At 37.0% G+C, this 23,831-nt stretch carries 22 protein-coding genes and 1 tRNA gene; 16 read left to right on the top strand and 7 right to left on the bottom strand.

The features are described 5' to 3' along the window. Positions 1-792: 792 nt before the first annotated feature. On the bottom strand, positions 793-2,418 hold the full coding sequence (locus ACFIJP_RS06935) for an ABC transporter substrate-binding protein (protein WP_375626530.1): 1,626 nt from the start codon (positions 2,416-2,418) through the stop codon (positions 793-795). A gap of 1,078 nt (positions 2,419-3,496) precedes the next feature. Here ACFIJP_RS06935 and ACFIJP_RS06930 point away from each other — a divergent pair. After that, positions 3,497-3,778, top strand: a complete 282-nt coding sequence (locus ACFIJP_RS06930; protein ID WP_375626528.1) for a DUF6460 domain-containing protein — start codon at positions 3,497-3,499, stop codon at positions 3,776-3,778. 22 nt (positions 3,779-3,800) lie between these two features. On the opposite strand, the gene ACFIJP_RS06925 is transcribed toward ACFIJP_RS06930, so the two are convergent. The 3 genes from ACFIJP_RS06925 to ACFIJP_RS06915 form a co-directional block, all read right to left on the bottom strand. Then, positions 3,801-4,610 carry a TIGR02186 family protein gene (locus ACFIJP_RS06925; RefSeq protein WP_375626526.1) on the bottom strand — a complete coding sequence of 270 codons (810 nt, stop codon included), beginning with the start codon at positions 4,608-4,610 and terminating at the stop codon, positions 3,801-3,803. A 2-nt stretch (positions 4,611-4,612) separates the two neighbouring features. Next, a complete protein-coding gene (locus ACFIJP_RS06920; RefSeq protein WP_375626524.1) occupies positions 4,613-5,533 on the bottom strand; it encodes a sulfite exporter TauE/SafE family protein in 921 nt (306 codons plus the stop codon). Positions 5,534-5,711: 178 nt separating this feature from the next. Further along, a complete protein-coding gene (locus tag ACFIJP_RS06915) occupies positions 5,712-6,530 on the bottom strand; it encodes a hypothetical protein (RefSeq protein ID WP_375626523.1) in 819 nt (272 codons plus the stop codon). Positions 6,531-7,083: 553 nt separating this feature from the next. Between ACFIJP_RS06915 and ACFIJP_RS06910 the strand changes: the two genes are divergently transcribed. Genes ACFIJP_RS06910 through ACFIJP_RS06900 form a run of 3 tightly spaced genes read left to right on the top strand, consistent with a single transcriptional unit; the run spans position 7,084 to position 10,470 of the window. Then, positions 7,084-7,830, top strand: a complete 747-nt coding sequence (locus tag ACFIJP_RS06910; RefSeq protein ID WP_375626521.1) for an electron transfer flavoprotein subunit beta/FixA family protein — start codon at positions 7,084-7,086, stop codon at positions 7,828-7,830. Positions 7,831-7,881: 51 nt separating this feature from the next. Continuing rightward, positions 7,882-8,802, top strand: coding sequence for an electron transfer flavoprotein subunit alpha/FixB family protein (locus ACFIJP_RS06905; RefSeq protein WP_375626520.1), 921 nt, complete (start codon positions 7,882-7,884; stop codon positions 8,800-8,802). A gap of 3 nt (positions 8,803-8,805) precedes the next feature. Then, positions 8,806-10,470 (top strand): 4Fe-4S dicluster domain-containing protein, encoded by a 1,665-nt coding sequence (locus tag ACFIJP_RS06900; protein ID WP_375626518.1) that lies wholly within the window; start codon positions 8,806-8,808, stop codon positions 10,468-10,470. A 217-nt stretch (positions 10,471-10,687) separates the two neighbouring features. On the opposite strand, the gene ACFIJP_RS06895 is transcribed toward ACFIJP_RS06900, so the two are convergent. Then, the gene (locus ACFIJP_RS06895) at positions 10,688-11,023 is read right to left on the bottom strand and encodes a hypothetical protein (protein ID WP_375626516.1); all 336 of its coding nucleotides are present in this window, start codon (positions 11,021-11,023) and stop codon (positions 10,688-10,690) included. A 1,171-nt stretch (positions 11,024-12,194) separates the two neighbouring features. On the opposite strand from ACFIJP_RS06895, the gene rsmI reads away from it, so the two are divergent. From rsmI to ACFIJP_RS06875, 4 genes are all read left to right on the top strand, one after another. Next, on the top strand, positions 12,195-13,082 hold the full coding sequence (gene rsmI, locus ACFIJP_RS06890) for a 16S rRNA (cytidine(1402)-2'-O)-methyltransferase (protein WP_375626514.1): 888 nt from the start codon (positions 12,195-12,197) through the stop codon (positions 13,080-13,082). A 4-nt stretch (positions 13,083-13,086) separates the two neighbouring features. Beyond that, positions 13,087-13,455, top strand: a complete 369-nt coding sequence (locus ACFIJP_RS06885) for a YraN family protein (RefSeq protein WP_375626549.1) — start codon at positions 13,087-13,089, stop codon at positions 13,453-13,455. Between the two features lie 102 nt (positions 13,456-13,557). Continuing rightward, positions 13,558-13,803 (top strand): hypothetical protein, encoded by a 246-nt coding sequence (locus tag ACFIJP_RS06880; protein WP_330168884.1) that lies wholly within the window; start codon positions 13,558-13,560, stop codon positions 13,801-13,803. A 55-nt stretch (positions 13,804-13,858) separates the two neighbouring features. Further along, positions 13,859-14,650, top strand: coding sequence for a pyrroline-5-carboxylate reductase (locus tag ACFIJP_RS06875; RefSeq protein WP_375626512.1), 792 nt, complete (start codon positions 13,859-13,861; stop codon positions 14,648-14,650). Between the two features lie 396 nt (positions 14,651-15,046). Here the strand turns inward: ACFIJP_RS06875 and ACFIJP_RS06870 are convergent, their stop codons facing one another. Then, a complete protein-coding gene (locus tag ACFIJP_RS06870; RefSeq protein ID WP_375626510.1) occupies positions 15,047-16,108 on the bottom strand; it encodes an Mrp/NBP35 family ATP-binding protein in 1,062 nt (353 codons plus the stop codon). Positions 16,109-16,703: 595 nt separating this feature from the next. Between ACFIJP_RS06870 and rpmH the strand changes: the two genes are divergently transcribed. From rpmH to ACFIJP_RS06830, 8 genes are all read left to right on the top strand, one after another. Further along, the gene (gene rpmH, locus ACFIJP_RS06865) at positions 16,704-16,838 is read left to right on the top strand and encodes a 50S ribosomal protein L34 (protein ID WP_005864709.1); all 135 of its coding nucleotides are present in this window, start codon (positions 16,704-16,706) and stop codon (positions 16,836-16,838) included. 117 nt (positions 16,839-16,955) lie between these two features. Next, complete coding sequence (rnpA, locus tag ACFIJP_RS06860; RefSeq protein ID WP_015856278.1) at positions 16,956-17,348, top strand: ribonuclease P protein component; 393 nt, start codon at positions 16,956-16,958, stop codon at positions 17,346-17,348. Next, positions 17,338-19,176, top strand: a complete 1,839-nt coding sequence (gene yidC / locus ACFIJP_RS06855) for a membrane protein insertase YidC (RefSeq protein ID WP_375626507.1) — start codon at positions 17,338-17,340, stop codon at positions 19,174-19,176. Before rnpA ends, yidC begins: the two co-directional genes overlap by 11 nt. After that, positions 19,173-19,817, top strand: a complete 645-nt coding sequence (gene yihA, locus ACFIJP_RS06850) for a ribosome biogenesis GTP-binding protein YihA/YsxC (RefSeq protein WP_375626505.1) — start codon at positions 19,173-19,175, stop codon at positions 19,815-19,817. Before yidC ends, yihA begins: the two co-directional genes overlap by 4 nt. A 138-nt stretch (positions 19,818-19,955) precedes the next feature. Beyond that, positions 19,956-20,648, top strand: coding sequence for a glutathione S-transferase family protein (locus ACFIJP_RS06845; RefSeq protein ID WP_375626503.1), 693 nt, complete (start codon positions 19,956-19,958; stop codon positions 20,646-20,648). Positions 20,649-21,687: 1,039 nt separating this feature from the next. After that, complete coding sequence (dapB, locus tag ACFIJP_RS06840) at positions 21,688-22,500, top strand: 4-hydroxy-tetrahydrodipicolinate reductase (RefSeq protein WP_375626501.1); 813 nt, start codon at positions 21,688-21,690, stop codon at positions 22,498-22,500. A gap of 28 nt (positions 22,501-22,528) precedes the next feature. Continuing rightward, complete coding sequence (locus ACFIJP_RS06835) at positions 22,529-23,149, top strand: 2,3-bisphosphoglycerate-dependent phosphoglycerate mutase (protein WP_375626499.1); 621 nt, start codon at positions 22,529-22,531, stop codon at positions 23,147-23,149. A 112-nt stretch (positions 23,150-23,261) separates the two neighbouring features. Further along, positions 23,262-23,346 (top strand) — tRNA-Leu (locus ACFIJP_RS06830). 89 nt (positions 23,347-23,435) lie between these two features. Here ACFIJP_RS06830 and ACFIJP_RS06825 read toward each other — a convergent pair. Then, complete coding sequence (locus tag ACFIJP_RS06825; RefSeq protein WP_375616573.1) at positions 23,436-23,828, bottom strand: helix-turn-helix domain-containing protein; 393 nt, start codon at positions 23,826-23,828, stop codon at positions 23,436-23,438. Between the last annotated feature and the right edge of the window lie 3 nt (positions 23,829-23,831).

Below are 23,831 nucleotides of genomic sequence, written 5' to 3'. Positions count from 1 at the left end.
CAATAACGTGCAAGAAATAATAAGATTAGACTTAGAAAACATACCTCCTCGAAATAAAATTAAAAACTCAACAGAAAACGATCTGATATAAAACGAAGGTATTAGGCATAACAGCATCTGTTGGAGATATCACAGTGCTTACAATTTGGGACATATCAGGCAAAGTTTCCTTTTGCTTTATCAATCAGACCTTTTGCTTCAAATTTCTTTTTTGATTTTCTAAAAAGTGTCGCGAAAACACCACGTCCGGTTACTTCAAGAGCCTCAATAAAAATTTGATATTTTGATGATTTTGAATGAATTGTAATTTGCTGAAATTGATCATTTACCCTCCTTCTCAAGAGAAAATTTGAATTTTTTCATCACTCCCCATAAAATAATACCCCAATTGCGGAGTGTTATCTTTCAAAACAAAAGGAAACATAACATAGGCATCATAAAAAACTGATATTCCTCTTTGCCTCCACACCAAAACTCTTCTTCAACATTGCAAAGTCTTTACTCCTTTAACAATGCTAAATGCCACAACATTTGTTGTACTAATTTTTTAGCAAATAAATTGACCACTTTTCAATTCATGAAAGTTGAAATATTAACTCTTAAACATCCAAGCAAATACATCCTTAATGAGAATTAATATCTCTTTTGAAATATAAATATTGAAAAGACACTCAGCAACATATCTCCTATTATTCACAATCTTTGACGTATTGCAAAATTCTTAAATGCTTTGCAATACGTCAAATACATCATGATCATACCTTTTTTGCATTTTATAAACTTGATACCCTCTTATTTCTCAATAGCACTATAAAAAATACGCGGCGCACTATTCCAAACCCATTTTTTGACATCAGGCGTCATCGCGACAACGCTATATTGCTGGTAAATAAACGCATAAGGTCCTTTTTGCATAAGTTCACGTTGTAAATCAGCATATATTTGCGCCCGTTTTTGCGGATCTTTTTGAAATAACGCCTCTTCAACTTTTTGATTCATCTTGGCATCAAAATACCCATACTGCCAACTAGGATAAGCTGTATTTTTTGCCTCAAACCGATTATCTGGATTATAAACAAGACGTGAAGCCATTGTATGAGGATCCGCAGAATCATTATTCCATCCGACAAAAATTGTATCAAAAGCTCGGGCATAAAGTTTTGAAAACAACTGTGTACCTGCCACACGTTCAATTTTAAGACGCACCCCTGCCTGCACAGCACTATCTTGGAGTGACTGAGCAAGTAACAAAGTATAAGGAGTGTTTGATACGAGAAAATTTGCCTCAAACCCGTTTGGATAACCGGCCTCTGCTAAAAGTTGCTTGGCTTTTTGAATATCAAGCTTAAATGGTTGTCCTTCTTTTTCATCCAAAGCCCCAAAATTGCCAAGAGGAATAAAACTTGCCCGTGGAATACCAATCCCTTTGAGAAGTTTCTTGCCAAGACCCTCATAGTCTATAAGATAACGCATCGCCAAGCGTACTTTTTCCTTAGCAAAAATAGGATTCATCGTATTAAATCCCCAATACATCATGGTTGGCACCAACACTTTTTCAACTTTAACATCTGTTTTTTTTTGCAGATCTGCAAGATCTTCAGGTGTCAAATTACGAGCAACATCAATATCATGTTTTTGCAATAACAAGCGCTGTGTTCCTGGCTCTGCAACATGGCGAATTAAAATCTGCTTTAGTTTAGGAGCTTGTCCCCAATAGTGAGAACTTGCACGCAACAAAATCGCTTCTCCAGGGCGCCAACTTTTTAACTGATAAGGACCAACACAAGCAGCATGAGTTTTCAAATACTGATTTCCTAAATCACCATTTTTTTCATGCTTCATGATCGTCTTACGATCAAGCAAAGCTGTTGCACGACTCGCAACAATATTATTAAGAATAAGCTCTGCTGGATAAGGCTTATCAAATTTCATCACCACTGTTTTCTCATCAAGAGCTTGTAAAGCATCATCAACATTTTGTTCTGTAATTCCATATTCATTAAAAATTGCTGCATTAGCCATCTGCAGTTTGACAATCCGCTTCATACCCCAAATAAGATCATTGGCATTGGCTGATCTACCATCATTAAACTTCAAACCATCACGCAAATGAAAAGTAATCACCGTACTGTGATCATCACCTGAAACATCCCAATGCGTTGCTAAAGCTGGAACCATTTTAGCAGGATCATCTGTCGCAGTACTGACCAAATTATCACAAACATTGCGAACAATTTCACTTCCATAAACATCAGTGAGCTGCGCAGGATCAAACGTACTGATTGCATCAAGATTCCAAGCCATCACAAGGGTATCAGCCGGTGTTTTTGCTGAAACCTGTTGTACAACTACCCCTAGTGCAATAAGAGCAGAAACAAGAGATCCGCTACTTTTCAGTATTTTTCTTTTTAAGTTCATAGACTTTTCCTTTTAAAGTTTATTGTATAAATTCCCCACGCAACAAGAATGCGCAAAATAATAAAATTAGACAAACCACAGGCTCTGAGAGATAAAGTATTAAAACTTTCAAACAACACCACTTACCAACCACTTCTCCTGCCCATAGTTATAAACCAACTCCCAATATGCAGCAAAAAACAATCTAATATATGGTGAATGACATAATCCATCGGAAATCTATTGATAATATTACAACGTCTACCATTGAAAGCTATAAAACAAAGATTTTTCTCTCATGTTGAACAAGCTTGCCTCTTCTTTACTCTAGGTTTTTATGCCGTCAAAGGACTATTCCCCGTTAGTTCAAAAACCTTAATAACTAAAGAGCCTTCATAATAATTTGATATTTCAACAAAAACAGAAAATTTGCCCATCGGCCAACATCAACCGCCTCTACCCCTTCTGCAAAAGGAATTTTGAATTTTTCCATAATTCCCCACTAAACAATGGCTTCTAATTATAAATTGCTTCCAAATAAAAGGAGCACGAGCACCACAAACCTCTGATATTCCCTCACGCGGACATACATAAAAAAACTTTTTTCAATATCGTATTTTAGATATCTTTGCTCCTTTAACAACACTCAATTCATTGCTTATATTTTTTCAGAAAAAAAGATCTTTTCAATGCACTAAGGTTGAAATATCTGAATATAATACCTATGTAAGCACACCATTATCAGAATAGATAGTCTTTTTTTAAGTAAACTGTCTTGAAATATTATTTCTATACACAACAAATAAGTCGGCTAGTCGGCTGCAAAATCTTCAACGAACAAAAACTCTTACCCTGACGCGAAATATCAAAACGTTATAAAATTTTTCTACAAATTCTCAGAAAAGAAGTGCCACGAAAATATCACTAAAATGCAATAAAACACGCGTATATTTCAAAAAAAGTAGTGTTATTACACCAGTACTAAGGTGATAAACTCAAAAAAGTAAGAAAAAATAAAGAATGTTTTTCTTTTATGATAATAACATCGCTGTACTATGATAATACAATTAAAAAAAACGATTTTCGAAAGTATATCAAAATGAACCGAAAGAAAAAAATGTTAGATTCTTCTCATGCGTTTCTTGGAGGAATATTAAGCCGTATTAGCCTAAAATTGCTTATCCTTTCATTCTTCATTGGCGTCGTAATGAATTTTTTGGGATGGACACACCGAAACCTCATACACAAAATAGTAGATTTTTTTCAATCACTATGGGAAGCAGGATTTATAACGCTTACAAATTTCTTCCATATAACTATGACGGGAGCTATTGTTGTTGTGCCTATTTTTCTTATCTTACGAGTTTTTCATAAAAAATAAACGCCTTAACATTTTCCTTGCGTTAATCTTTTCGAAAAATCAAACGACATAAAAATCCTGTAGTAATAGCAATAATCACTGCAACAACACCATATAAAAAACGATACTTGTGCGCTGCATAAAAAATTGTATAAGCGATATGTGCTTTAACAATTTCAAGAGTCGTTGTTGCACTATCAATAAACTGTCCATCACGAAAAAGATAAGCACGAACTTTATAATGTCCAACCGGGATATTTGCTGGCAAACGAAAATGTGCTGTGAAAAGTGTGTCAGAACCAAAACGAACTCCACCTACTTCCTCATAATAAAGGCTTTTAGCTTTTTGTAATTTTATAAGTTCATCGCGAAAGCTTTGTATTTTTTTCTGATCTTGTTCATCTGTCTGCAATGGCAAATACAGTAATCCTAACCCCAAGCGTTTATAATCTTCAATACTCGTAATATCATCAATTTCACGCGTTGTGACCATAGAGTAAAAAAGAGGAACCTTTTTAAAAATAAGAGAATCTGTATTAACCCATACACCGGCATTGCGTTTTTTTTCTCGCATCACCATTGTCCGATCTTGTCCCTCCAAGCTTACAACAATATCATAACGGTTCTGTCGAGAATATAACGGATCAATATTTTCCAAAACACCAGCAATATAAAGATCACGACCAGCAAAATTTGCATCCACAGTAATCGTATTCGTTGTTACGATAATTTGGACAGTTTCGTGATCAACTTGATCAATGAATGTATCTGGCGTCCCAACATGTGACCATGTAGAAAAAGAAATAAAACAAAAGCAACCCGCAATGATCCATAAAGAAAATAATCTACCCATTTTTATCTCATAAGAATATCCAGAGAGAAAAGATTATCAGGGCGTATAAATAATTGAAAAGCAAGACGCATACACACAATCAACACTAAAAATGCAAGTGCCATACGCAATTGTTCAGCCTTTAATTTCCGTCCAGCCCTTGTTCCATATTGCGCACCAATACTTCCTCCAAGCATTAACAAAAAAGCCAAGACAATATCAACGGACTGATTAGTCATACTTTGCAAAACTGTGGTGAAAGAAGACACAAATGTAATCTGAAAAAGTGAAGTCCCAATCACCACACTGGTTGGAACACGTAGAAGATAAATCAATGCTGGTATCATAAAGAACCCCCCACCAACTCCCATAATAGAAGACAACAACCCCACAATGAGACCAATCCCTAAAACTGGAATGATGCTAACATATATCATAGATGTCCGAAAACGCATTTTAAAAGGTAAGCGATGAATCCAATTGTGTCGACCAGCAAGACAAACATTGGTCTTTTCTGCCTTACGCTTGCGCATCATATCATACCAACTTTCAATGATCATCAAGCTTCCTACACTTCCAAGAAGAATCACATAAAGAAGCGAAATCATTAAGTCTAATTGACCTAACTTTTTCAAAACAGAGAAAACCTGAATCCCGATTAAAGAACCACCCCCTCCTCCAATCGCCAAAAGAATACCAAGTTTAATATCGAGCGTACGTCTTCTAAAATGTGTAATTGCTCCTGTGACAGATGACGCAATCATCTGGTTAGCACCTGTTCCAACAGCAATAGCAGGAGGAATATTATAAAAAATCAATAACGGTGTGATGAGAAACCCACCACCAATTCCAAAAAGGCCTGAAAAAAAACCAGCAACGACTCCCATACCAATCAAGATCAGCATATTGAGTGACATTTCAGCAATTGGTAAATAAATACTCACTTACAGAACCTTCAAGATAATTTGAGTTTTTTTAACAATTAGAGAATCTTTCTCCAATTATCCTCTTTTCCAATAATCTCTTTTGCGTATTTAAAAGGATAATTTTAGTTATCATAGCTTTCGCACAAACACGAATGTGCAATACATTTCACATCTATTAACATCAACATCATAAAAATTAAAAAAAACGAGCTCCTTTTAAAAAGCTATAAAGACATAACGCTATCGCACCCACAAATACAACGGTTAAAAAACAAAGAATACTTTTTTTTACCAAATAAGATAAAAACGAGACATGTTCCCGAGACTGCGCCTTTAAAGAAGAAAAATCATTCTCAATGCAATGATTAGATGCCTGAACACCCATCTTACCCTTTTCTTCTATCACAGCACGCTTTACTATTCCCTCATCCTTTTTAAAGGAAGATTTCAGAGCATCACTGGGCAAAGAGCTTCTATTTTCTTTCTGCAACGTATTTTCAACATTTGCTTGGAGTGGAATTATACCGTTTTGTTTCGAAAAATTTTTCACCTTTTGAAGGAATAAGCGTTCTTGATTTCCCTCACATTCCATATGAGCAAGTTTTTGTACAACAGAATCAAGTGATTTTGAGCGAGACACCCGTCGTGTTAGCGCTTCTTCTCCTAAACTTTTTTTTTCATTCTGCAAACTTTTAACAATTGTTGTAATCTGTTCTAAAGACTGGAAAAGCTTTTTTTCTCTTTGTCGACGTATATAATGTTCAGCCAAAATGGCCCGACTAATATCATCTAAGTAAGATTTAAAATGCTCTTCTACAGAACTCTGCTGCATCAAAGAACGGGGCGAATGCTTCATTTGCATTTGTGCATAAACGGTGCGTAACTTTTGAGCAATATCCGACATCGTTACTTTCACAGAAGTATCCATTCTCTCTTTTTTTTCAACAAAAGAAAAGACTTTATCGTTCCTAACCTGTTTGGTCGCTTGGTCGATCGTATGACCCTTCGTATTCACAAACGCCTACCCCTCATTAACCTTTTTGAAAAGAATCGCACAAATGATGAGAAAGTGTGCTCTATTTTAGTAAATAGAGCTTTAAGAACTCCCAAAAACTTTTTGCTAGAAATATTTTTCCCCAATCTTCATCGAAAATATTTGAAAGAAAGATCTTTAATTTTTCTGTCTTCAAGATTTGAAGAGCAAAATCATTCCCCCATTTTTGTCTTTTTCACTTAATTTTTCATTGTATAAAGAACCTATTGCACCATTATAAATAAAGCAAAAGCATAAGAAACTAAAAAAGAATATTCTCACAAGACAGATTGATTTTTTTACTTTTTATTCAAGCAAATAAGGCAATTATGGCAATGCAAAAATATGAAGATTGAAAATGACAACGAGAAAGTACAAGTAAACGTAAAAGAGAAAGTACAAGTAAACGTAAAAAAGCTTATATGAAAAAGAACACAAATTATAAATGAGACTTCATTCTAAACAATTTGGTTTCTTATGAAGATTGCTATAAAATTGCTATAAACTTGTGATCATAAAAACAAAGAGGATCATTATGAAGATAATTGTCGCTGTCAAACGTGTTGTTGATTATAACATCAAGATACGCGTCAAACCCGATAATACAGGCGTTGATCTGTCTCACGTAAAAATGTCTATGAATCCTTTTGATGAAATAGCCGTGGAGGAGGCTATTCGCCAGAAAGAATCCGGTAAAATTTCAGAAATTCTTCTTGTTTCAATTGGCCCAGAAGCAACCCTAGAAACTCTACGAACAGGACTTGCAATGGGCGCTGATCGCGCACTTCTTGTCACAACGGATCAAACACTTGAACCCTTAGCAATTGCTAAGGTTCTCAAAGCTATTGTTGATGAAGAAAAACCCGATATGGTCTTTTTAGGAAAACAAGCAATTGATGACGATAGCAACCAAACAGGACAAATGCTCGCTGCTCTTCTTGGTTGGGGACAAGCAACTTTTGCCTCACATCTTAACATAGAAAATGGGCATGCTACAGTTACCCGTGAAGTTGATAATGGAACACAAACTCTTTGTCTTCCCCTTCCCATGGTTATGACCGCCGATCTACGGCTCAATGAACCGCGTTACACCTCTCTCCCCAATATCATGAAAGCAAAAAAGAAAATCATTGAACAAAAATCTCTTGCTGATCTTGGCATCGATACGGAAGCACGCTTAACAATTTTAAGCGTTGAAGAGCCAAAACCCCGTCAACCCGGTATTAAAGTGGCGAATGTAGTAGAGCTTGTCAGTGCACTAAAACAAAAGAGCTGCATTTAATATTCTCACCACTAGAGTAAAAGCAACACTCACATAAAAGGGCAAAAACTTATGGCAATTCTTTTATTGGCTGATCATAATACAGAAGAAACAGCAAAAGTGCTCACCGCTGCACGCGCACTCAGTAATGATATCGATATTCTGGTTTGCGGAGAAAAAATTCAAACGATAGCGGAAAATAGTGCTAAACTTAGTGGTGTGCGGCAAGTTCTTATTGCAAAAGCAGACTATTTAGCCCATCAACTTGCCGAGCCTATGGCAGATACAATTCTCACGTTAGCAAATGATTATGATGTGATCATGGCTGCATCCAGCAGCACTGGGAAAAATGTGATGCCACGCGTAGCAGCCCTTCTTGATCTTATGCAAATTTCAGACATTACCGCCGTTCTTTCACCCGATACCTTCAAACGACCCATTTATGCAGGCAATGTACTTGAAACTGTCCGCACCAATGATCATAAAAAAATTATAACAGTTCGCACAGCTTCTTTCACACCAACGCCTTCCCAAAATAATTCTGCTCCCATTAAAATAATAACACCAGCTCCTAATCCAAATCTTTCTTCTTTCGTAAAAACAGAAACCAACAAAAGTGATCGTCCTGATCTTACCTCTGCACGTGTTATTATATCAGGCGGGCGTGGTCTTGGTTCTCAAGAACAATTTATGGCACTTCTTCTTCCTCTTGCAAACAAATTAGATGCCGCTTTAGGTGCCAGCCGCGCAGCAGTTGATGCAGGCTACGCCCCCAATGAATGGCAAATTGGACAAACAGGAAAAGTCGTTGCCCCTGAACTCTATATCGCTGTTGGCATTTCCGGTGCAATCCAGCATTTAGCCGGTATAATGGATGCACAAATTATTGTTGCCATTAATAAAGATGAAGAAGCTCCCATCATGCAAATTGCGGATTACAGCCTTGTAGGTGATCTCCACCAAATTGTTCCAGAATTGGAGAAAGCTTTATAAACCATGAAAGCACCTCTGCATGACCAACGTGAAAGTATGGAGTTTGATATAGTCATTGTCGGAGCAGGACCTGCGGGACTTTCTGCCGCAATTCGTTTTAAACAAATTAATCCTGAGCTTTCTGTCACAATTGTTGAAAAAGGGACCGAAGTTGGCGCACATATTCTCTCGGGCGCAGTTGTTGACCCCATTGGTATCGATACACTCTTACCAGAATGGAGAAATGACAACGACCATCCCTTCACAACCCCGGTCACCCAAGACCAATTTTTTTTTCTAAAGCCTCAAAAAGCGACACTATTGCCCAATATTTTGCATCCCAAAATCTTATCAAATAACGGATGTTATATCGTTTCGCTTGGGAGAGTCTGCCGCTGGCTAAGCAAAAAGGCTGAAGCGTTGGGTGTTGAAATCTATCCTGGTTTTGCAGCAACAGAGCCCATCATCCAAAAAGATAACGGAGCTATCATTGGTGTTCTCACCGGTGATATGGGGCTTAACAAAGATGGAACCCCTGGAAAAAATTATATGCCTGGTATGGCGTTATTGGCAAAATATACTCTGATTGCAGAAGGAGCACGCGGCTCAATTGCAAAACAACTGATGCAACATTTCAACCTTAGCAAAAATCGTGAACCACAAAAATTTGGTCTTGGACTCAAAGAACTCTGGGAAATTGATCCCCACAAACACCAACGCGGTTTAGTGCAACATTTCACTGGTTGGCCCTTAGACAATAATACCGGTGGTGGTGGCTTTCTTTATCAGCAAGAAAACAATGTCATTTCTGTCGGTTTTGTTGTGCATTTAGATTACAAAAATCCTTATCTTTCTCCTTTTGAAGAATTTCAACGTTTTAAAACACATCCAAAACTCTATGAAATCTTCAAAGGTGCAAAACGTCTTTCGTATGGTGCACGTGTTATCAGCGAAGGAGGTTGGCAATCTGTACCAAAACTCACCTTTCCTGGAGGAGCACTTATTGGCTGCTCTGCTGGCTTTGTCAATGTTCCTCGTATCAAAGGCTCACACAATGCCATCTTATCTGGCATATTAGCTGCCGATAAAATCGCTGCCGCTCTCGCGCAAGGACGTGCCCATGATGAGGTCAAAGAAATCGAAGAACAGTGGCGAAAAGGTCCCATTGGCAAAGATCTTTATAAAGTGCGAAATGCCAAACCGCTCTGGGCAAAATATGGGACAAAATATGGAATTAAACTTGCCGGTTTTGATATGTGGTGGCAACAGCTGTTCGGATTTTCCTTATTTAAAACACTCCCCCACAAAAAGGAAGAGTATGCATATCTTGAACCAGCAGAAAAATTTCAACCCATTGCTTACCCAAAACCAGATGGCGTTGTAACCTTTGATCGCCTTTCAAGTGTTGCCCTTTCCAATACGCACCATGAAGAAAATCAACCTTGCCATTTAAAAATAACCTCATTAAGAAAACAAAAAGACTCCGAATATGTAATCTATGGAGCACCTTCCACACACTATTGCCCCGCCGCTGTCTACGAGTGGCTAGAGAATAATAATCATCTAACTTATATGATCAACGCTTCAAATTGCATACATTGTAAAACATGCGATATCAAAGATCCGAACCAAAATATCACTTGGACCTGTCCGCAAGGCAATGACGGCCCCTTCTATCCCAATATGTAATGCCCCAATGTACAATCATTGTTCACTCTCCCAAAATTGAAATATACAAAACGCAATGAATAAAAATATTCTCCTCAGATCAGAAATCTATCAATCACCTTCCTGCATACGTTCTTTCACAATGTAAAAAGGACTCTATTCTTATATAAAATACTCTCCCCACCGTATGACTTTTTTCAATAGCAAAACATAACATATTTTTATCAAAAATTTTTATCTAAATGACAAAACAATAATGAATATATTCTTGAAAATTCTGCAATAAAGAAACAGCCGCGCTTCTCGAAAAGAAGGAAAATAAGTCCGCTCTACTTTGCTCCCTCTCCCACATGATCCAAAATGCTTTTAGCCCATCATAAGAAACATCAATTGTTTTAACTAGCCAAGAACAAAAGCCATGACGACGCGCTTCAAGTTTATTTTTTCTCCTAAACTTTGCCAAGTAATGCTCACTAAAGAAAACCACAGACAAATGTAGAAAAAACGTTGCGAGATAACGAAATAAAGAGCATGCTTGTTCAAGCCCTTTCAATGGTTCTACTGATAATGACACGAAAAAAATCTTTAACCTTACATTAACCTTTTATTTTTTCATCAAGGATAATCGCCTTGCATCTAACCTTTACCAATATACTGCAATGAATGTGTGCAAATACCGTAAGAATAAGTAGATGCCAAGCCATGGAAACTACCGCTATTAGCAAAACCATCTGATAAAAAACCAAAATAGCTTTCATAACCACTCTATGACGCGTTTTATAGGGTTGTTTTTCTTATAAAGCTTGTGCTTTCGCTGTTGCTTGTCAATCAACATCCAAATTTAACACAAGTGGTATATTTAAAAGAAAGATTAAGGTTAATGAAAGCTCTGCGCGCCGTTCCAGCTTTTGTAGTTAGAGAAAAAATATTGCCTATTCTATTTGAGTAATCTCTGAAACGAAAATACAGCTTCATTTAGCAAGAATATAAAATCTGAAAGGAAAAAACCTGTTTTCCTCTTTACTATCATCTGTCCATTCAGTTTTAGAACTTTCAAAAGAATCACAATATCTTTTAAAAAGAAAAGATCACGGATTGTCCCCGCTTTATATTTATGGGCTTGTTTTTAAGAGATAGCTCTTAATCAATATGCAAAATGATAAACTCTCCGTTATAAATCAAATCTTTAAGATAAAAGTTAGCCTTTAACGTTTCTAAGGTACTTATTATACTCTTAAAGCTATAAAGAATATGAAAAAATGAAATATTTTGCTGATAAGGGCTTATATTTGATCAATAACAATACAGTTAGCTATTTATGTTTCAAAACAGGCTGTTTATATTTTCTCAGAAAAATAGTTTGGATATCAAGAGAATATTTGAAAGATGGGCGTTATGGAAATAATCTAAAAATCTTAGTTTTAAAAGAGCACAGCCAAGCGTGAGATGGTGGCATAGGTAAAATTGTTTTTTGGTTATCGAAGGAAAAACTTTATAGAAAATCATGGAGCTGATAGAATATTGGTGGAATTTGTTTTACTAAAAAAGATAACGCAGATCAAAATAGATAATAATGTTAGATTAAGACGTTAAAGATGAGATTATCTTATTAGAGAGTAATCGATTATTCGAGTAAGGTAAGCCTTTATAAGGATAAAAAATGTGCTGGTAAAAATGAGCCAAAATGACTTATGAGTATGGATAAAAATCTTGTGGTGAGGGAAATTTGATGAAAAGAAAAGAGCATGTGTGAAAAAGCATATTTTATAGGTGCGCATGCTTATTCTGCACCCGTTATAGAATCAGGGCTTTATCTTGTGGCAACGCCTATCGGAAATCTTGCAGATATTACGCTTCGTGCTTTGCAAGTGCTTGCAGGAATTGATATTTTAGCCTGTGAGGATACGCGGGTAACACGTGTTTTGTTGGAACGTTACGGTATTCAAAAAAAACCTTTTCTCTATCATGAATATAATGCGCAAAAAGCGGGTCCGAAGCTCTTAGCGGCTTTAGCAGAAAACAAAACAGTAGCGCTTTTGTCAGATGCGGGAACACCACTTATTTCTGATCCTGGATTTAGATTGGTGGAAGAAGCCCGTAAAGCTGGTCATAAAATTATTCCTATTCCTGGAGCATCTGCTCTTTTAGCCGCTCTTATACCGACAGGGCTTCCTACTGATAGCTTTTTTTTTGCAGGTTTTTTGAGTGCACGCAAGCTACAGCGCAGAAAACGATTGGAACAATTAAAAGAGATTCCAGCAACTTTGATTTTTTATGAATCACCGCATCGTCTTGTTGAAACTTTACAGGATATGGTCACTCTTTTTTCGGCTGATCGACCTGCTGCCATTTGTCGTGAATTAACAAAGAAGTTTGAAACAGTAGATGTTTCCAATTTAGGGAATTTGTTGGAAAATTACAGAAAACAAGCACATATTCGTGGGGAGATTGTTGTGCTTGTTGGAGAATCATCTTCTTCTTTAAATGTGATAAGTGATCAAGAAATTGATGAAATGCTATTAGAACGCGCACGGACACATTCTGCTGCTCAAGCAGCAGCTTTGGTTGCAAAAGAGACCGGTTTTAAAAAGCAGGAACTTTTTCAGCGATTAATCTTTTTAAAAAATGCGTAAAATGATACAAAAAAAACGCAGACAAAAGTCTTTTTATCGAGGGATCCGTGCAGAAAAATTGGCAGCTTGGTGGCTACGTTGCAAAGGGTTTCACATTGCCGAAAGGCGTTTTAAAACAAAATGTGGGGAAATTGATTTAATTGCACGACGTGGAAATCTTGTGTTAATCGTTGAAGTTAAAGCACGTTCAACGTTGGCTGAAGCAATGGAAGCGGTTTCCCGAATGAATGAAAGGCGAATTGAAGCAGCTGCCGATATTTGGCTCGCACGGCAAAAAGATTATGCCCTTTTATCTGTACGCTTTGATTTAATTGCAGTTTTACCTTGGCGTTGGCCACAGCATATCCCTGCATTTTTTACATCTGATCAATAAAAGGCAGCCCCCGTTTTAACCATATTCAATAAAAAACATTTCGTTTTTATGTGCATGTGCGTTAAAAAGTGTGTAATAATTGAGCGCTATAAGGAGTGAAATATGGATGATTATGAAAAGTTTGCAACAGGTTTGCTCATTGTTTTTGGAGCGCTGATTATTGGTGGTTTAATGGCAATGCATATTGTGCTTATGAATAAACCAGGTTTTTTATTTGCATTAGCCGCAGCTGTTGTTGGTTGGTTTTCTGCTTTTGCCGTTCTCTTTGACAAGCCTAAAATCTATTTGGGCTTGATTATTTTTGCTATGTTATGTGTTGCTTCTTCAATTAGCGTTTATGTTAGTTAAAACACATGAGATGTTGATTAAGATTCCTTTTAAATTGTAAAACTGAGAAATAGAAATGAGACTTGGCTTTTTAGGAACGGGTACAATCAGTGCTTCAATGGTGAATGGCTTAATGACAAGCACCTTTGATGTTTCTTCTATTGTTGTTTCACCTCGCAATGCACAAACAGCAGAGCGCCTTTCAAACACTTATAACAAAGTTATGATTGCTGAAAATAACCAAACATTGCTCGATGTTAGTGATTGTGTTTTTCTTTGCTTACCCAACCAAATTGCAGAAGACGTTTTGCGCTCTCTTCGTTTTCGTCCAGAACAGCTGGTTATTTCCGTACTTGCTATGGCAAAAGCAGCAGAAATAGAAGAGTGGATTAATCATAAAGTTTATCGTGCTGTTCCATTACCTTTTGTTGCAGAATGCAAAAATTTGACACCAATCTATCCCGATCATCCCTTCTTACGCACTTTATTTGACGCATTGGGGGGCACATTGGTGCTGGATAAGGAAGAGCAGTTTAATCTTTTTATGACAGCTGGTTCTCTGATGGGAGTATATTTTAATTTTATAGAAACAGCCCATCAGTGGTTTATAACACAAGGGTTAAAAAACCAGCAATCAGCAGAATTCCTTACCATGATGTTTGGAAATCTTACGGATGAAATGCGTAAAACTATAGCAACTGATCGTTCTGCACTTCTCGATTTTGCACTGCTTGAAAAAGAGTTTTCAACAAAGGGTGGAACAAATGAATTTTTGTCAAATTACTTTTCTCATCAAGGGGGAAGGAATGCTTTAACAACGGCTCTTGAGGCTACTTTGCAAAAAATGAATGCTTCTAAAAAGACTTGACCAACATTTTTTTATCATCTCAATAAGAAAGAGCTAAATGTTGAAGATTTATATCAAGAAAACTCATATCGAAAAATGCTTTTTACACCTGAAAAAGATATCATCTTATGAAGAGAATTGATTTTTAAAATATTTTTTACAACCTTTTACAATTTTTCTAAATTATTTTTATTTTCTGTCTTCTTCTTTTATCCTCAATACCAATATTTTTTCTACCTCATGGTTCTATCTCTTCTAATTTGGGTCCCCTTCAGGTTATCCAAACGCATGAATAATTTTTTGTTTATTTAACCTATATACTCTACTCACACATTAAAACTTCCCCTTACAAAGAAGCAACTATTTTTACGTCTTCCATGATTGTGTTTTAATAAACTTTCTCAAACAAATATCCATTTAAAAAAGTTGATTTTTTATTTGATCAACAATTTTACGATACAGTTTAGTATGCTCTTTACTAGGCTTAGCAACAAAAATAGGGGTCCCCTCATCTGAAAAAAATCGTAAAGCTGCATCAAGCGGTATTTCCGCTAAGAAAGGGACTTCTCGACGTTCCGCTTCTGCCCGTGCACCACCATAGCCAAAAATATCATAGCGTTTTCCCGTATCAGGAGCGATAAAATAACTCATATTCTCAATAATTCCTAAAATAGGAACATTGACTTTCATAAACATTTCTATTGCTTTACGCGCATCCACTAAAGCAAGATCTTGGGGCGTAGAGACAACCAACGCACCTGTTAACTGTACCTGTTGTGCAAGCGTTAGTTGTGCATCCCCTGTACCTGGCGGCATATCAACGACTAAAACGTCCAGAGGTCCCCATAAAACGTCTCGTAACAATTGCGTTACCGCTGCCATAACCATAGGACCACGCCATACTACCGGCTTTTCTTCCTCAACCAAAAATCCCATCGACATCAATTTAAGTCCGAATTTTTCAAGAGGTTGAATCTTTTTTTCTTCAATGAGCTGTGGTTTTTGATTAACAAGTCCTGTCAAACGCGGCAAAGATGGACCATAAATATCAGCATCCATCACCCCCGTCTTGAAACCAGAATCTTGTAAAGCTAAGGCGATATTTATTGCCATTGTCGATTTTCCGACCCCTCCTTTTCCAGAAGCAACAGCAATCACATGCCGCACACCTTCTATGGGCATTTTGATCGGTAAGAGATTTGCTCTCCGTCTAGGTGCTGCCTTTGTTGTTTTTTCTGCTGTAAGTGTGACAACAACAGATTCCACTCCCTCCAAAGCACATACCATCTTTTCAGCAGAACGACGCAATGATTCCCATTCTTGCACACCTCCATCAGGAACTGTAATAGAAAAAAAAACCTTACCATCAGCAATCAATATTTCTGAAAGAAGCCCCAACGACACAATATCGCTTTCAAGATCTGGTCCTTTGATTTTACGTAATACGTTGCGGACAGCCTCACTTGTAATAGAATCCAAGTTCTTTCCTCTCTATAAAAATACCAGCAAATACAAGCATAAGAACGAAAAATACTTACAGGTTCATCACCTGATAATTTTCTACTTTACTCAGAATTATAAAGTATAAATTACTTATATCTTATCTCTTTTCTCTTTAAAAATATGAAACCATCCTTAAATAAAGAATCTCAAACATAAAATCTGCTATAAAATCCTATCAATCGTATTTTTCTACAACCACTTTAATGAATGTTCTGATAAAAATTTTGTAAAAACAAAAACTGAAAAAATTTTTTTAATATTAAAGGATACTTTAAATTGAGTATACAGTAATCAGTCACACTTTCTTTAATTCTTTAACGCCCTAGTCATTTATTTTCTGTAGACTCAATCGTTATTTCTGACACTCTTACAGTATCGTAAAAAAATATCACAGACGGTTGTAAGGTGTTTTGTATTCTTTCAAGAGCGAGAAAAACAATCTAAGATTGACTTTTTTTATATTTTTCCTTATGGGTTAACAGCCGTATGATAGGATAAAATCGTTCATCTCGCGCATAAGTGCTCATAAAACGAAGATTAAGAAGGGCCGCACTCCGCGGTATTTAAATAAATGAAACGTACTTACCAACCCTCTAAACTTGTCCGTAAACGCCGCCATGGGTTTCGTGCACGCATGGCTACAGCTGGAGGACGTAAAGTTATTGCTGCAAGACGTGCTCGTGGACGTAAGCGGCTCTCTGCTTAACCATTTAAATTTTCACAACCGTTGAGGATTGCTCACCATTTCTTCGTTGTGAAACTTTTGTTATGAACCTCTAATGCCTGCTTGCAGGCATTTAGTGAAATTGCGAAATGTTCTTTTATGAAGAAAAAACATCCCTGCCGTATTCGCAAAAGAGCAGACTTTTTGGCTGTCCGTACAGGAGAAAAGCGGCGTGGTCCTTTATTTTTGCTCGAAGTTAAATCTCGTGAACAAACAACAGAAAGAAAAGATTCTCTTGTTGCACGTGTAGGCTTCACGGTTACCCGTAAAAACGGTAATGCTGTGAAACGCAATCGTATCAAAAGGCGCTTGCGTGAAGCCGTAAGAGTTGGTGTAACAAACCACATGGAAGCAGGAACAGACTATGTCATTGTAGCATATCGTGATGCGTTACATGCGCCTTTTACATCCTTAATTAGTGAATTAAATCGGCGAATAAAACCAAAAATAAAACATCAGCAACAACAACAAGGGTGTACGGATGGAATATAACCGCAATTTCTTTATCGCTATTGGCTTATCTTTCGTAGTGCTCATCGCATGGCAATTTCTTCATGTTGCTCCCAAACAAGCAAAGTTACCAAAACAACAAGTCATCACACAGCAATTGTCAAAACAACAATCAACCCTTTCTACTACCACGACGAATTTTTCTGACGATACCTCAACGCATCAAGCAACATCTATCATCGAACAGCCAATGACACCTGAAATCCGGAAAGCTGTATTGGCCAAAACAAAGCGTATTGCGATCAAAACCAATGAACTGGAAGGCTCTATTAATCTTGTTGGTGCACAATTTGATGATCTTCACCTCAAAAAATATCGTTTAACAGTCGATAAAAAATCACCGGAAATCGATTTGCTGAATCCTAAGGGTTTCAAAACGACCTACCTTGCTGAATTTGGTTTTGCAAGTGCATCTTTACCAGCAAAAGCTTTGCCACAATCGGATACACAATGGCAAATAGAGGGAAACAATACAATCCTGACTCCTTCAACACCTATCACTTTAATTTATAATAATGGACAAGGACAGATCTTCCGGCGTATTCTTTCTGTTGATGATCATTTCATGTTTACCATTGAAGATTCTATCAGCAATGAAAGTGATCAACCAATATATCTCTCATCCTATGCCCGCGTTGCACGTGCAGCACCACCAGAACATACAAATGCAACCTATTTACTTCATGAAGGTATGATAGGTATTGCAGGAGATTCGCTCAAAACTGAAAAATATAAAACCTTAGCAGAGCTTGATCCAAATCCTGATAATGGGCAAAAGAGCATGACTTTCTCCAAAGTAACAGGAGGTTGGATTGGTATTACCGATAAATATTGGGCTGTAGCAGTTATTCCCCCGCAAAATAAAGAATATACAAGCCGTTTTATTTATTTTGATCGTTTGCAAACGCATTATCAGTCTGACTTACTAGGATCGCTTTTAACGATTGCTCCAAATGAAACAAAAACTATTACAAATCGGCTTTTTGCTGGTGCAAAACAAGTTGAAATTATTAATAACTATCAAAATGACCTAAAAATCAAAAAGTTTGCTCTTTTAATTGATTGGGGCTGGTTTGATTTCATCACCAAACCAATGTTTTCTCTCATTGATGTCCTTTATAAACAAACAGGAAATTTTGGTATCGCCATCCTTCTTGTCACGGTGCTCTTAAAAACTCTTCTTTTTCCTCTAGCCAATAAATCTTATAAATCTATGGCACGCATGAAGCTTTTACAACCACGGTTGCTAGAAATAAAAGAAAAATATCCCGATGATAGAACCAAGCAACAACAAGCAATAATAGAACTATATAAAACCGAAAAAATTAATCCCCTTGCTGGTTGTTGGCCAATGTTGGTTCAATTCCCAATATTCTTTGCTCTTTATAAAGTTCTCTATATCACCATTGAAATGCGCCATGCCCCTTTCTTTGGCTGGATTGAAGATTTAGCGGCACCCGATCCAACTTCTCTTTTTAACTTGTTTGGTCTCTTACCGTATACAACTCCAACATTCCTTATGATTGGTGCATGGCCTTTGATTATGGGAATAACGATGTTTTTACAAATGCGTATGAATCCCGCTCCTCAAGACCAAACCCAAGCGATGATATTCACATGGATGCCTGTTGTCTTTACTTTTATGCTCGCCTCTTTTCCTGTTGGTCTCGTTATCTATTGGGCATGGAACAATATATTATCAATCATTCAGCAAGGTATCATGATGAAGCGCCAAGGAGTTAAAATTGAGCTTTTCGATAATCTGAAAACCATGTGGAGAAAATCACCCAAAAAAGAAGTGCATGAATGACAAGAGATTCTTCCCTTTCTGGAATTTTTTCTCGCAATTGGATTTTTATTCGTGGTGTACCAGCAATACGCTTTCTCCCCCCTGAAGGACCACCAGAAATTGCATTTGCAGGACGTTCCAATGTTGGAAAATCATCTTTAATAAACGCACTCGTTCAACAAAAAAGCTTAGCACGCACCTCAAATACAGCAGGACGGACTCAAGAGCTTAATTATTTTGTCCCCGATGGCTTCAGTGGACAGCTGGGAGATCTTCCCCCTCTAGCATTAGTAGATATGCCTGGTTATGGTTTCGCTGCTGCTCCTAAAAATCTGGTTGATGCGTGGACAAATTTGATTTTTAGCTATTTACGGGGGCGCACAACATTAAAACGTGTATATATCTTAATTGATTCACGACACGGAATCAAAAACAATGATGAAGATGTTCTTGCTCTCCTTGATAAAGCAGCCGTTTCTTATCAAATTGTTTTGACAAAAAGCGATAAAATCAAATCAAATGCCTTGGAAAAATTAATTATGAGCACACAAACAAAGCTTCTCAAACGTCCGGCAGCTTATCCTGAGCTTCTTGTAACCTCTTCAGAAAAAGCTCTTGGTTTAGAAGAATTACGTGCTGCCATTTTGCAAACCATCGCATAAAAGAATAATTGCTATTATTAACAATTTATTAATTATAATTGCTAGCAGCTGCTAATGATCTTGTACTTCTAGTCAAGCATCTTTATAAAAATGATTACTTGAAAGAATTCTCATCAACTCTATTTGATAGTGTAAATTATGCTGACACTTTTTCACTCTCCCCTATCCGCTGCCTCGCGCTTCATACGCCTCATTCTTGGGGAATATGGTGTAGCCACTCAACTGATTGAAGAATATGAATGGGCAAGAAGACACGAATTTCTAGCCCTCAATCCCGCTGGTCATGTTCCTGTTTTTCTCGATGAACACGAGGTTCCATTATCAGGTCCTCTTGTTATCTGCGAATATTTAGACGAAACACATGGAAGTTTACGACAAGAAAATAAGCTCTTTCCGGAAAATCCTTTAGATCGTGCGGAAGTACGCCGTCTCAATGACTGGTTCTTAAATAAATTCGAAAATGAAGCAACGCGCCATATCGTACGAGAACGAATCCATAAACGTGAAATGCCACTTGCCATTGGTGGTGGTGCTCCTAATTCACAAATTTTACGCAATGCACGTGCCAATATTTTACCACATATGAACTATCTCAACTGGCTCTGTGCCTCTCGCGATAGCTTAGTCGGTTCTGCCTTGTCCTATGCAGACCTAGCAGCAGCAGCCTCTATTTCTGTACTTGACTTTCTAGGGGAAATTGACTGGGAACAATCTCCTGCTGCCAAAGACTGGTATATGAGAATTAAATCACGCCCTTCTTTTCGTTCTCTTTTAACAGATCGCGTCCGCGGAATTGTTGCAAGTGCTCACTATGCAGATCTTGATTTCTAGCCTTCTCCCACAAACAAAAATAAAAACGATATTTTATCTAAAGGATATTTATAGGCTTATGAATTTTTATGCATGCGTATAAACAATACGATAATACATTGATTTAGAATCATATTAAACAGAGAATAAGCCCCCCATAATATTTTCTTATTTTATCCCCCTTATAATGCATGAAAAAAATCACTTTCTTGACGTATCACAAAAATATTAGCACAGGAATAAAAATTATTTAAGAAAAGACTTTAAAGAATCTCTTTAAATATAAGAGCTGTAGCATCACTGGAAGCTAGGCAAATAAAATAACAATACTTAACACATGTTATCCTCCATTCTCCCCAATATATGAAAAAACGCATTACATAACATATATACTATTTTCTCTATAACAAACAAAGCCTCATCATGCGTTTTTACAACATAACAATTTTTTCAACTGACTTTCCTAAAAGATAAAGAATCCGACCAATTCTCATGTATAAACAATTCAACTTCTTGTTGGTCCCTTATTTCTACCCCCTTTTACGTGATTTTATTAATGGATAACATATTGATATAAAATGATTAAATAATCGTTTTTTTAACTTGAATCATCAATTCCAAATACCTTTTTCTCATTACCTTCATCAAATTTGAAACAATCAATATCGCTTGCTTAAGCATTACACATGGAATTGGTGTGTGAAAAAATATTAAAGAAAAGCATGAATTGACAACATAGGTGTATTTTGTTCAGGAGATCTTGTTTTGCATGAAGAACGCCCCCCTTAAAGAACAAAAAAACAAAAGCGTAAAGTAATACACAATCTTCATTAGGTTTCATAAGCAAACCTTATTTAGGAATATTCATGACACACTCTAACGAAAAACATCTCTATTTAAATTTGTAAATCTTATATCACTTGCTCTAAACAACAGTGTTTTACAGCACAAGAAGATAAATTAAAGCAGGAAAAATTTTTTCCTATAAAGAAAAAGAACCATTGGAAAGAAGGCAAGAATTTGCCTATACTGCACAGTGAAGTATTATAAGGAGATAAGAATGCGCCTTACAGTTGTTGGTGCAAATGGGAGAATGGGACGTGAACTCATTACAGCAATCCAACAGAGGAAAGATGTAGAGCTTTGTGCTGTTCTTGTACGCAAAGGCTCACCGTTTGTAGGAAAAGATGCCAGTGCCTTAATTGGTTCAGATTCTCTTGGGATTGGCATTACTGACGATCCTGAAAATGCTTTTTCTAACACAGAAGGTATTTTAGATTTTTCTCAACCAGAAGCCAGTATTCTTTATGCTAACTACGCTGCTCAAAAAAGCCTTGTCCATATTATTGGCACCACAGGATTTAGCAAAACAGAAGAAGAAAAAATTGCAGATTTTGCGAAATATACAACAATTGTCAAATCCGGAAATATGAGCCTTGGAATAAATCTTTTGGCCAACCTTGTAAAGAAAGCCGCTAAAGCATTAGAAGCCAATGATTTTGATATCGAAGTTTATGAAATGCATCACGCGAACAAAGTTGACGCCCCTTCTGGAACAGCCCTTCTTCTTGGCCAAGCAGCAGCTGAAGGGCGCAATGTTACGCTTAAAAATGTGCGTGTCAACGAACGCAATGGTTATATAGGTAAACGCGAAAAAGGCTCCATTGGCTTTTCTTGTTCACGTGGTGGAACAGTTGTTGGAGAACACAGTGTCATTTTTGCCGGTTCCCATGAGCGCATTGTTCTTTCACATACAGCGCAAGAACGCTCTATCTTTGCCAATGGCGCATTAAAAGCAGCTTTGTGGGCAAAAAATCATGAAAACGGTCTTTATTCAATGCTCGATGTTTTGGGATTGAACGATGAATTTTAAACAATCAATAGAATAGAGGCAATTCATAATGGAACGCATACTTGTACTAATTCGTCATGGACAAAGTGAATGGAATCTCAAAAACCTTTTTACCGGTTGGAAAGATCCCGATTTAACAGAAAAAGGTCATGCAGAAGCGATAGAAGCAGGAAAAAAACTGAAAGAATATGGTTTGAAGTTTGATATCGCTTATACATCTGCCTTACAGCGTGCTCAAAAAACGGCTCAGCACATTTTAGAGCAAATGGGACAATCAGATTTAGAAGTGATAAAAAATCCCGCATTAAATGAACGTAATTATGGTGATCTTTCTGGTTTAAATAAAGATGAAGTACGCCAACAATGGGGACAAGAGCAAGTGCAAATGTGGCGCCGCTCTTATACGATTGCGCCCCCGAATGGAGAAAGCCTACGCGACACCGGTGCGCGCATCTGGCCTTATTATCTTTACCACATCCAGCCTCATATTTTGCGCTCCCAAACTGTTTTGATCGCAGCGCATGGAAACTCTCTTCGTGCTCTTATTATGGCGCTTGAAGGTCTCTCCGGTGAGGAAATTATATCTCAAGAATTAGCGACCGGCATTCCTATTATTTATACATTTAATTCGGATTCAACAATTTTATCGAAGATAGTCCTCGCACCTTAAACTTCTAAAATCATGATCTCCCAAAAAATCAATTCAATCGTTTTAAGCTAAAAAAATAAATTCTATAATTTCATTGACAGAATTGCTTCATACGCTTAGATCAATTTTATGAGCCCAGATGGCGGAATTGGTAGACGCGCAGGTTTCAGGTACCTGTGCCGCAAGGCGTGGAGGTTCGAGTCCTCTTTTGGGCACCATGCTCTTTTTTATCCAAAATAACTTATTGATTTTCCATATGTTTTTTACTGTGAGGGACGCGTAAATAAAAGTTGGGGAATAGGATTTTCTAACATTTGTCTACAACAGTAGCATTTTCTTTTCTTTGCGCTTCGCTAATCATCTCTAATAATGTTTTGAATGCTTCTAAATCCTCTTGTGAAAAATCTTTTAAAGTTCTAAAAAACATGCCAACAGTTTTACGCCTCAACGGATCAGAAGTCTTGATTGTAAAACTTTTGCGACAAGCATCCGATTCTCTTCTCAAAATTTCTGCTACCTCTTGATCTAAAGCATAGAGTTCAATTATCTTTTCCTCCAGTCCTACAGGAACAGATTTTTTGCCAATTTCTACAGATGATAAAAATGCTACAGATATGTCTAATTTTTTAGCCATATCTAAGAGGCGTTCTGAATGATCAATGCGAAGTTTCCGTAAAATTTTACCAAAAGATGTAACCATATA

The sequence above is a fragment of the Bartonella sp. MU37NMGALS genome, from assembly GCF_042194015.1.
Classification (GTDB): domain Bacteria; phylum Pseudomonadota; class Alphaproteobacteria; order Rhizobiales; family Rhizobiaceae; genus Bartonella; species Bartonella grahamii.
The sequence above is the reverse complement of the archived record's forward strand: the minus strand, read 5'-3'. Positions and strand labels throughout refer to the sequence as shown.

Bases quoted from the DNA above. Each gene is read 5' to 3' on its own strand.
- rpmH (WP_005864709.1), top strand. From the start codon at position 16,704: ATGAAACGTACTTACCAACCCTCTAAACTTGTCCGTAAACGCCGCCAT.
- rsmI (WP_375626514.1), top strand. From the start codon at position 12,195: ATGTGTGAAAAAGCATATTTTATAGGTGCGCATGCTTATTCTGCACCC.
- ACFIJP_RS06875 (WP_375626512.1), top strand. From the start codon at position 13,859: ATGAGACTTGGCTTTTTAGGAACGGGTACAATCAGTGCTTCAATGGTG.
- ACFIJP_RS06900 (WP_375626518.1), top strand. From the start codon at position 8,806: ATGAAAGCACCTCTGCATGACCAACGTGAAAGTATGGAGTTTGATATA.
- ACFIJP_RS06935 (WP_375626530.1), bottom strand. From the start codon at position 2,418: ATGAACTTAAAAAGAAAAATACTGAAAAGTAGCGGATCTCTTGTTTCT.
- dapB (WP_375626501.1), top strand. From the start codon at position 21,688: ATGCGCCTTACAGTTGTTGGTGCAAATGGGAGAATGGGACGTGAACTC.
- ACFIJP_RS06845 (WP_375626503.1), top strand. From the start codon at position 19,956: ATGCTGACACTTTTTCACTCTCCCCTATCCGCTGCCTCGCGCTTCATA.
- ACFIJP_RS06905 (WP_375626520.1), top strand. From the start codon at position 7,882: ATGGCAATTCTTTTATTGGCTGATCATAATACAGAAGAAACAGCAAAA.
- rnpA (WP_015856278.1), top strand. From the start codon at position 16,956: ATGAAGAAAAAACATCCCTGCCGTATTCGCAAAAGAGCAGACTTTTTG.
- ACFIJP_RS06925 (WP_375626526.1), bottom strand. From the start codon at position 4,610: ATGGGTAGATTATTTTCTTTATGGATCATTGCGGGTTGCTTTTGTTTT.
- ACFIJP_RS06880 (WP_330168884.1), top strand. From the start codon at position 13,558: ATGGATGATTATGAAAAGTTTGCAACAGGTTTGCTCATTGTTTTTGGA.
- ACFIJP_RS06930 (WP_375626528.1), top strand. From the start codon at position 3,497: ATGAACCGAAAGAAAAAAATGTTAGATTCTTCTCATGCGTTTCTTGGA.
- yidC (WP_375626507.1), top strand. From the start codon at position 17,338: ATGGAATATAACCGCAATTTCTTTATCGCTATTGGCTTATCTTTCGTA.
- ACFIJP_RS06825 (WP_375616573.1), bottom strand. From the start codon at position 23,828: ATGGTTACATCTTTTGGTAAAATTTTACGGAAACTTCGCATTGATCAT.
- ACFIJP_RS06910 (WP_375626521.1), top strand. From the start codon at position 7,084: ATGAAGATAATTGTCGCTGTCAAACGTGTTGTTGATTATAACATCAAG.
- ACFIJP_RS06835 (WP_375626499.1), top strand. From the start codon at position 22,529: ATGGAACGCATACTTGTACTAATTCGTCATGGACAAAGTGAATGGAAT.
- yihA (WP_375626505.1), top strand. From the start codon at position 19,173: ATGACAAGAGATTCTTCCCTTTCTGGAATTTTTTCTCGCAATTGGATT.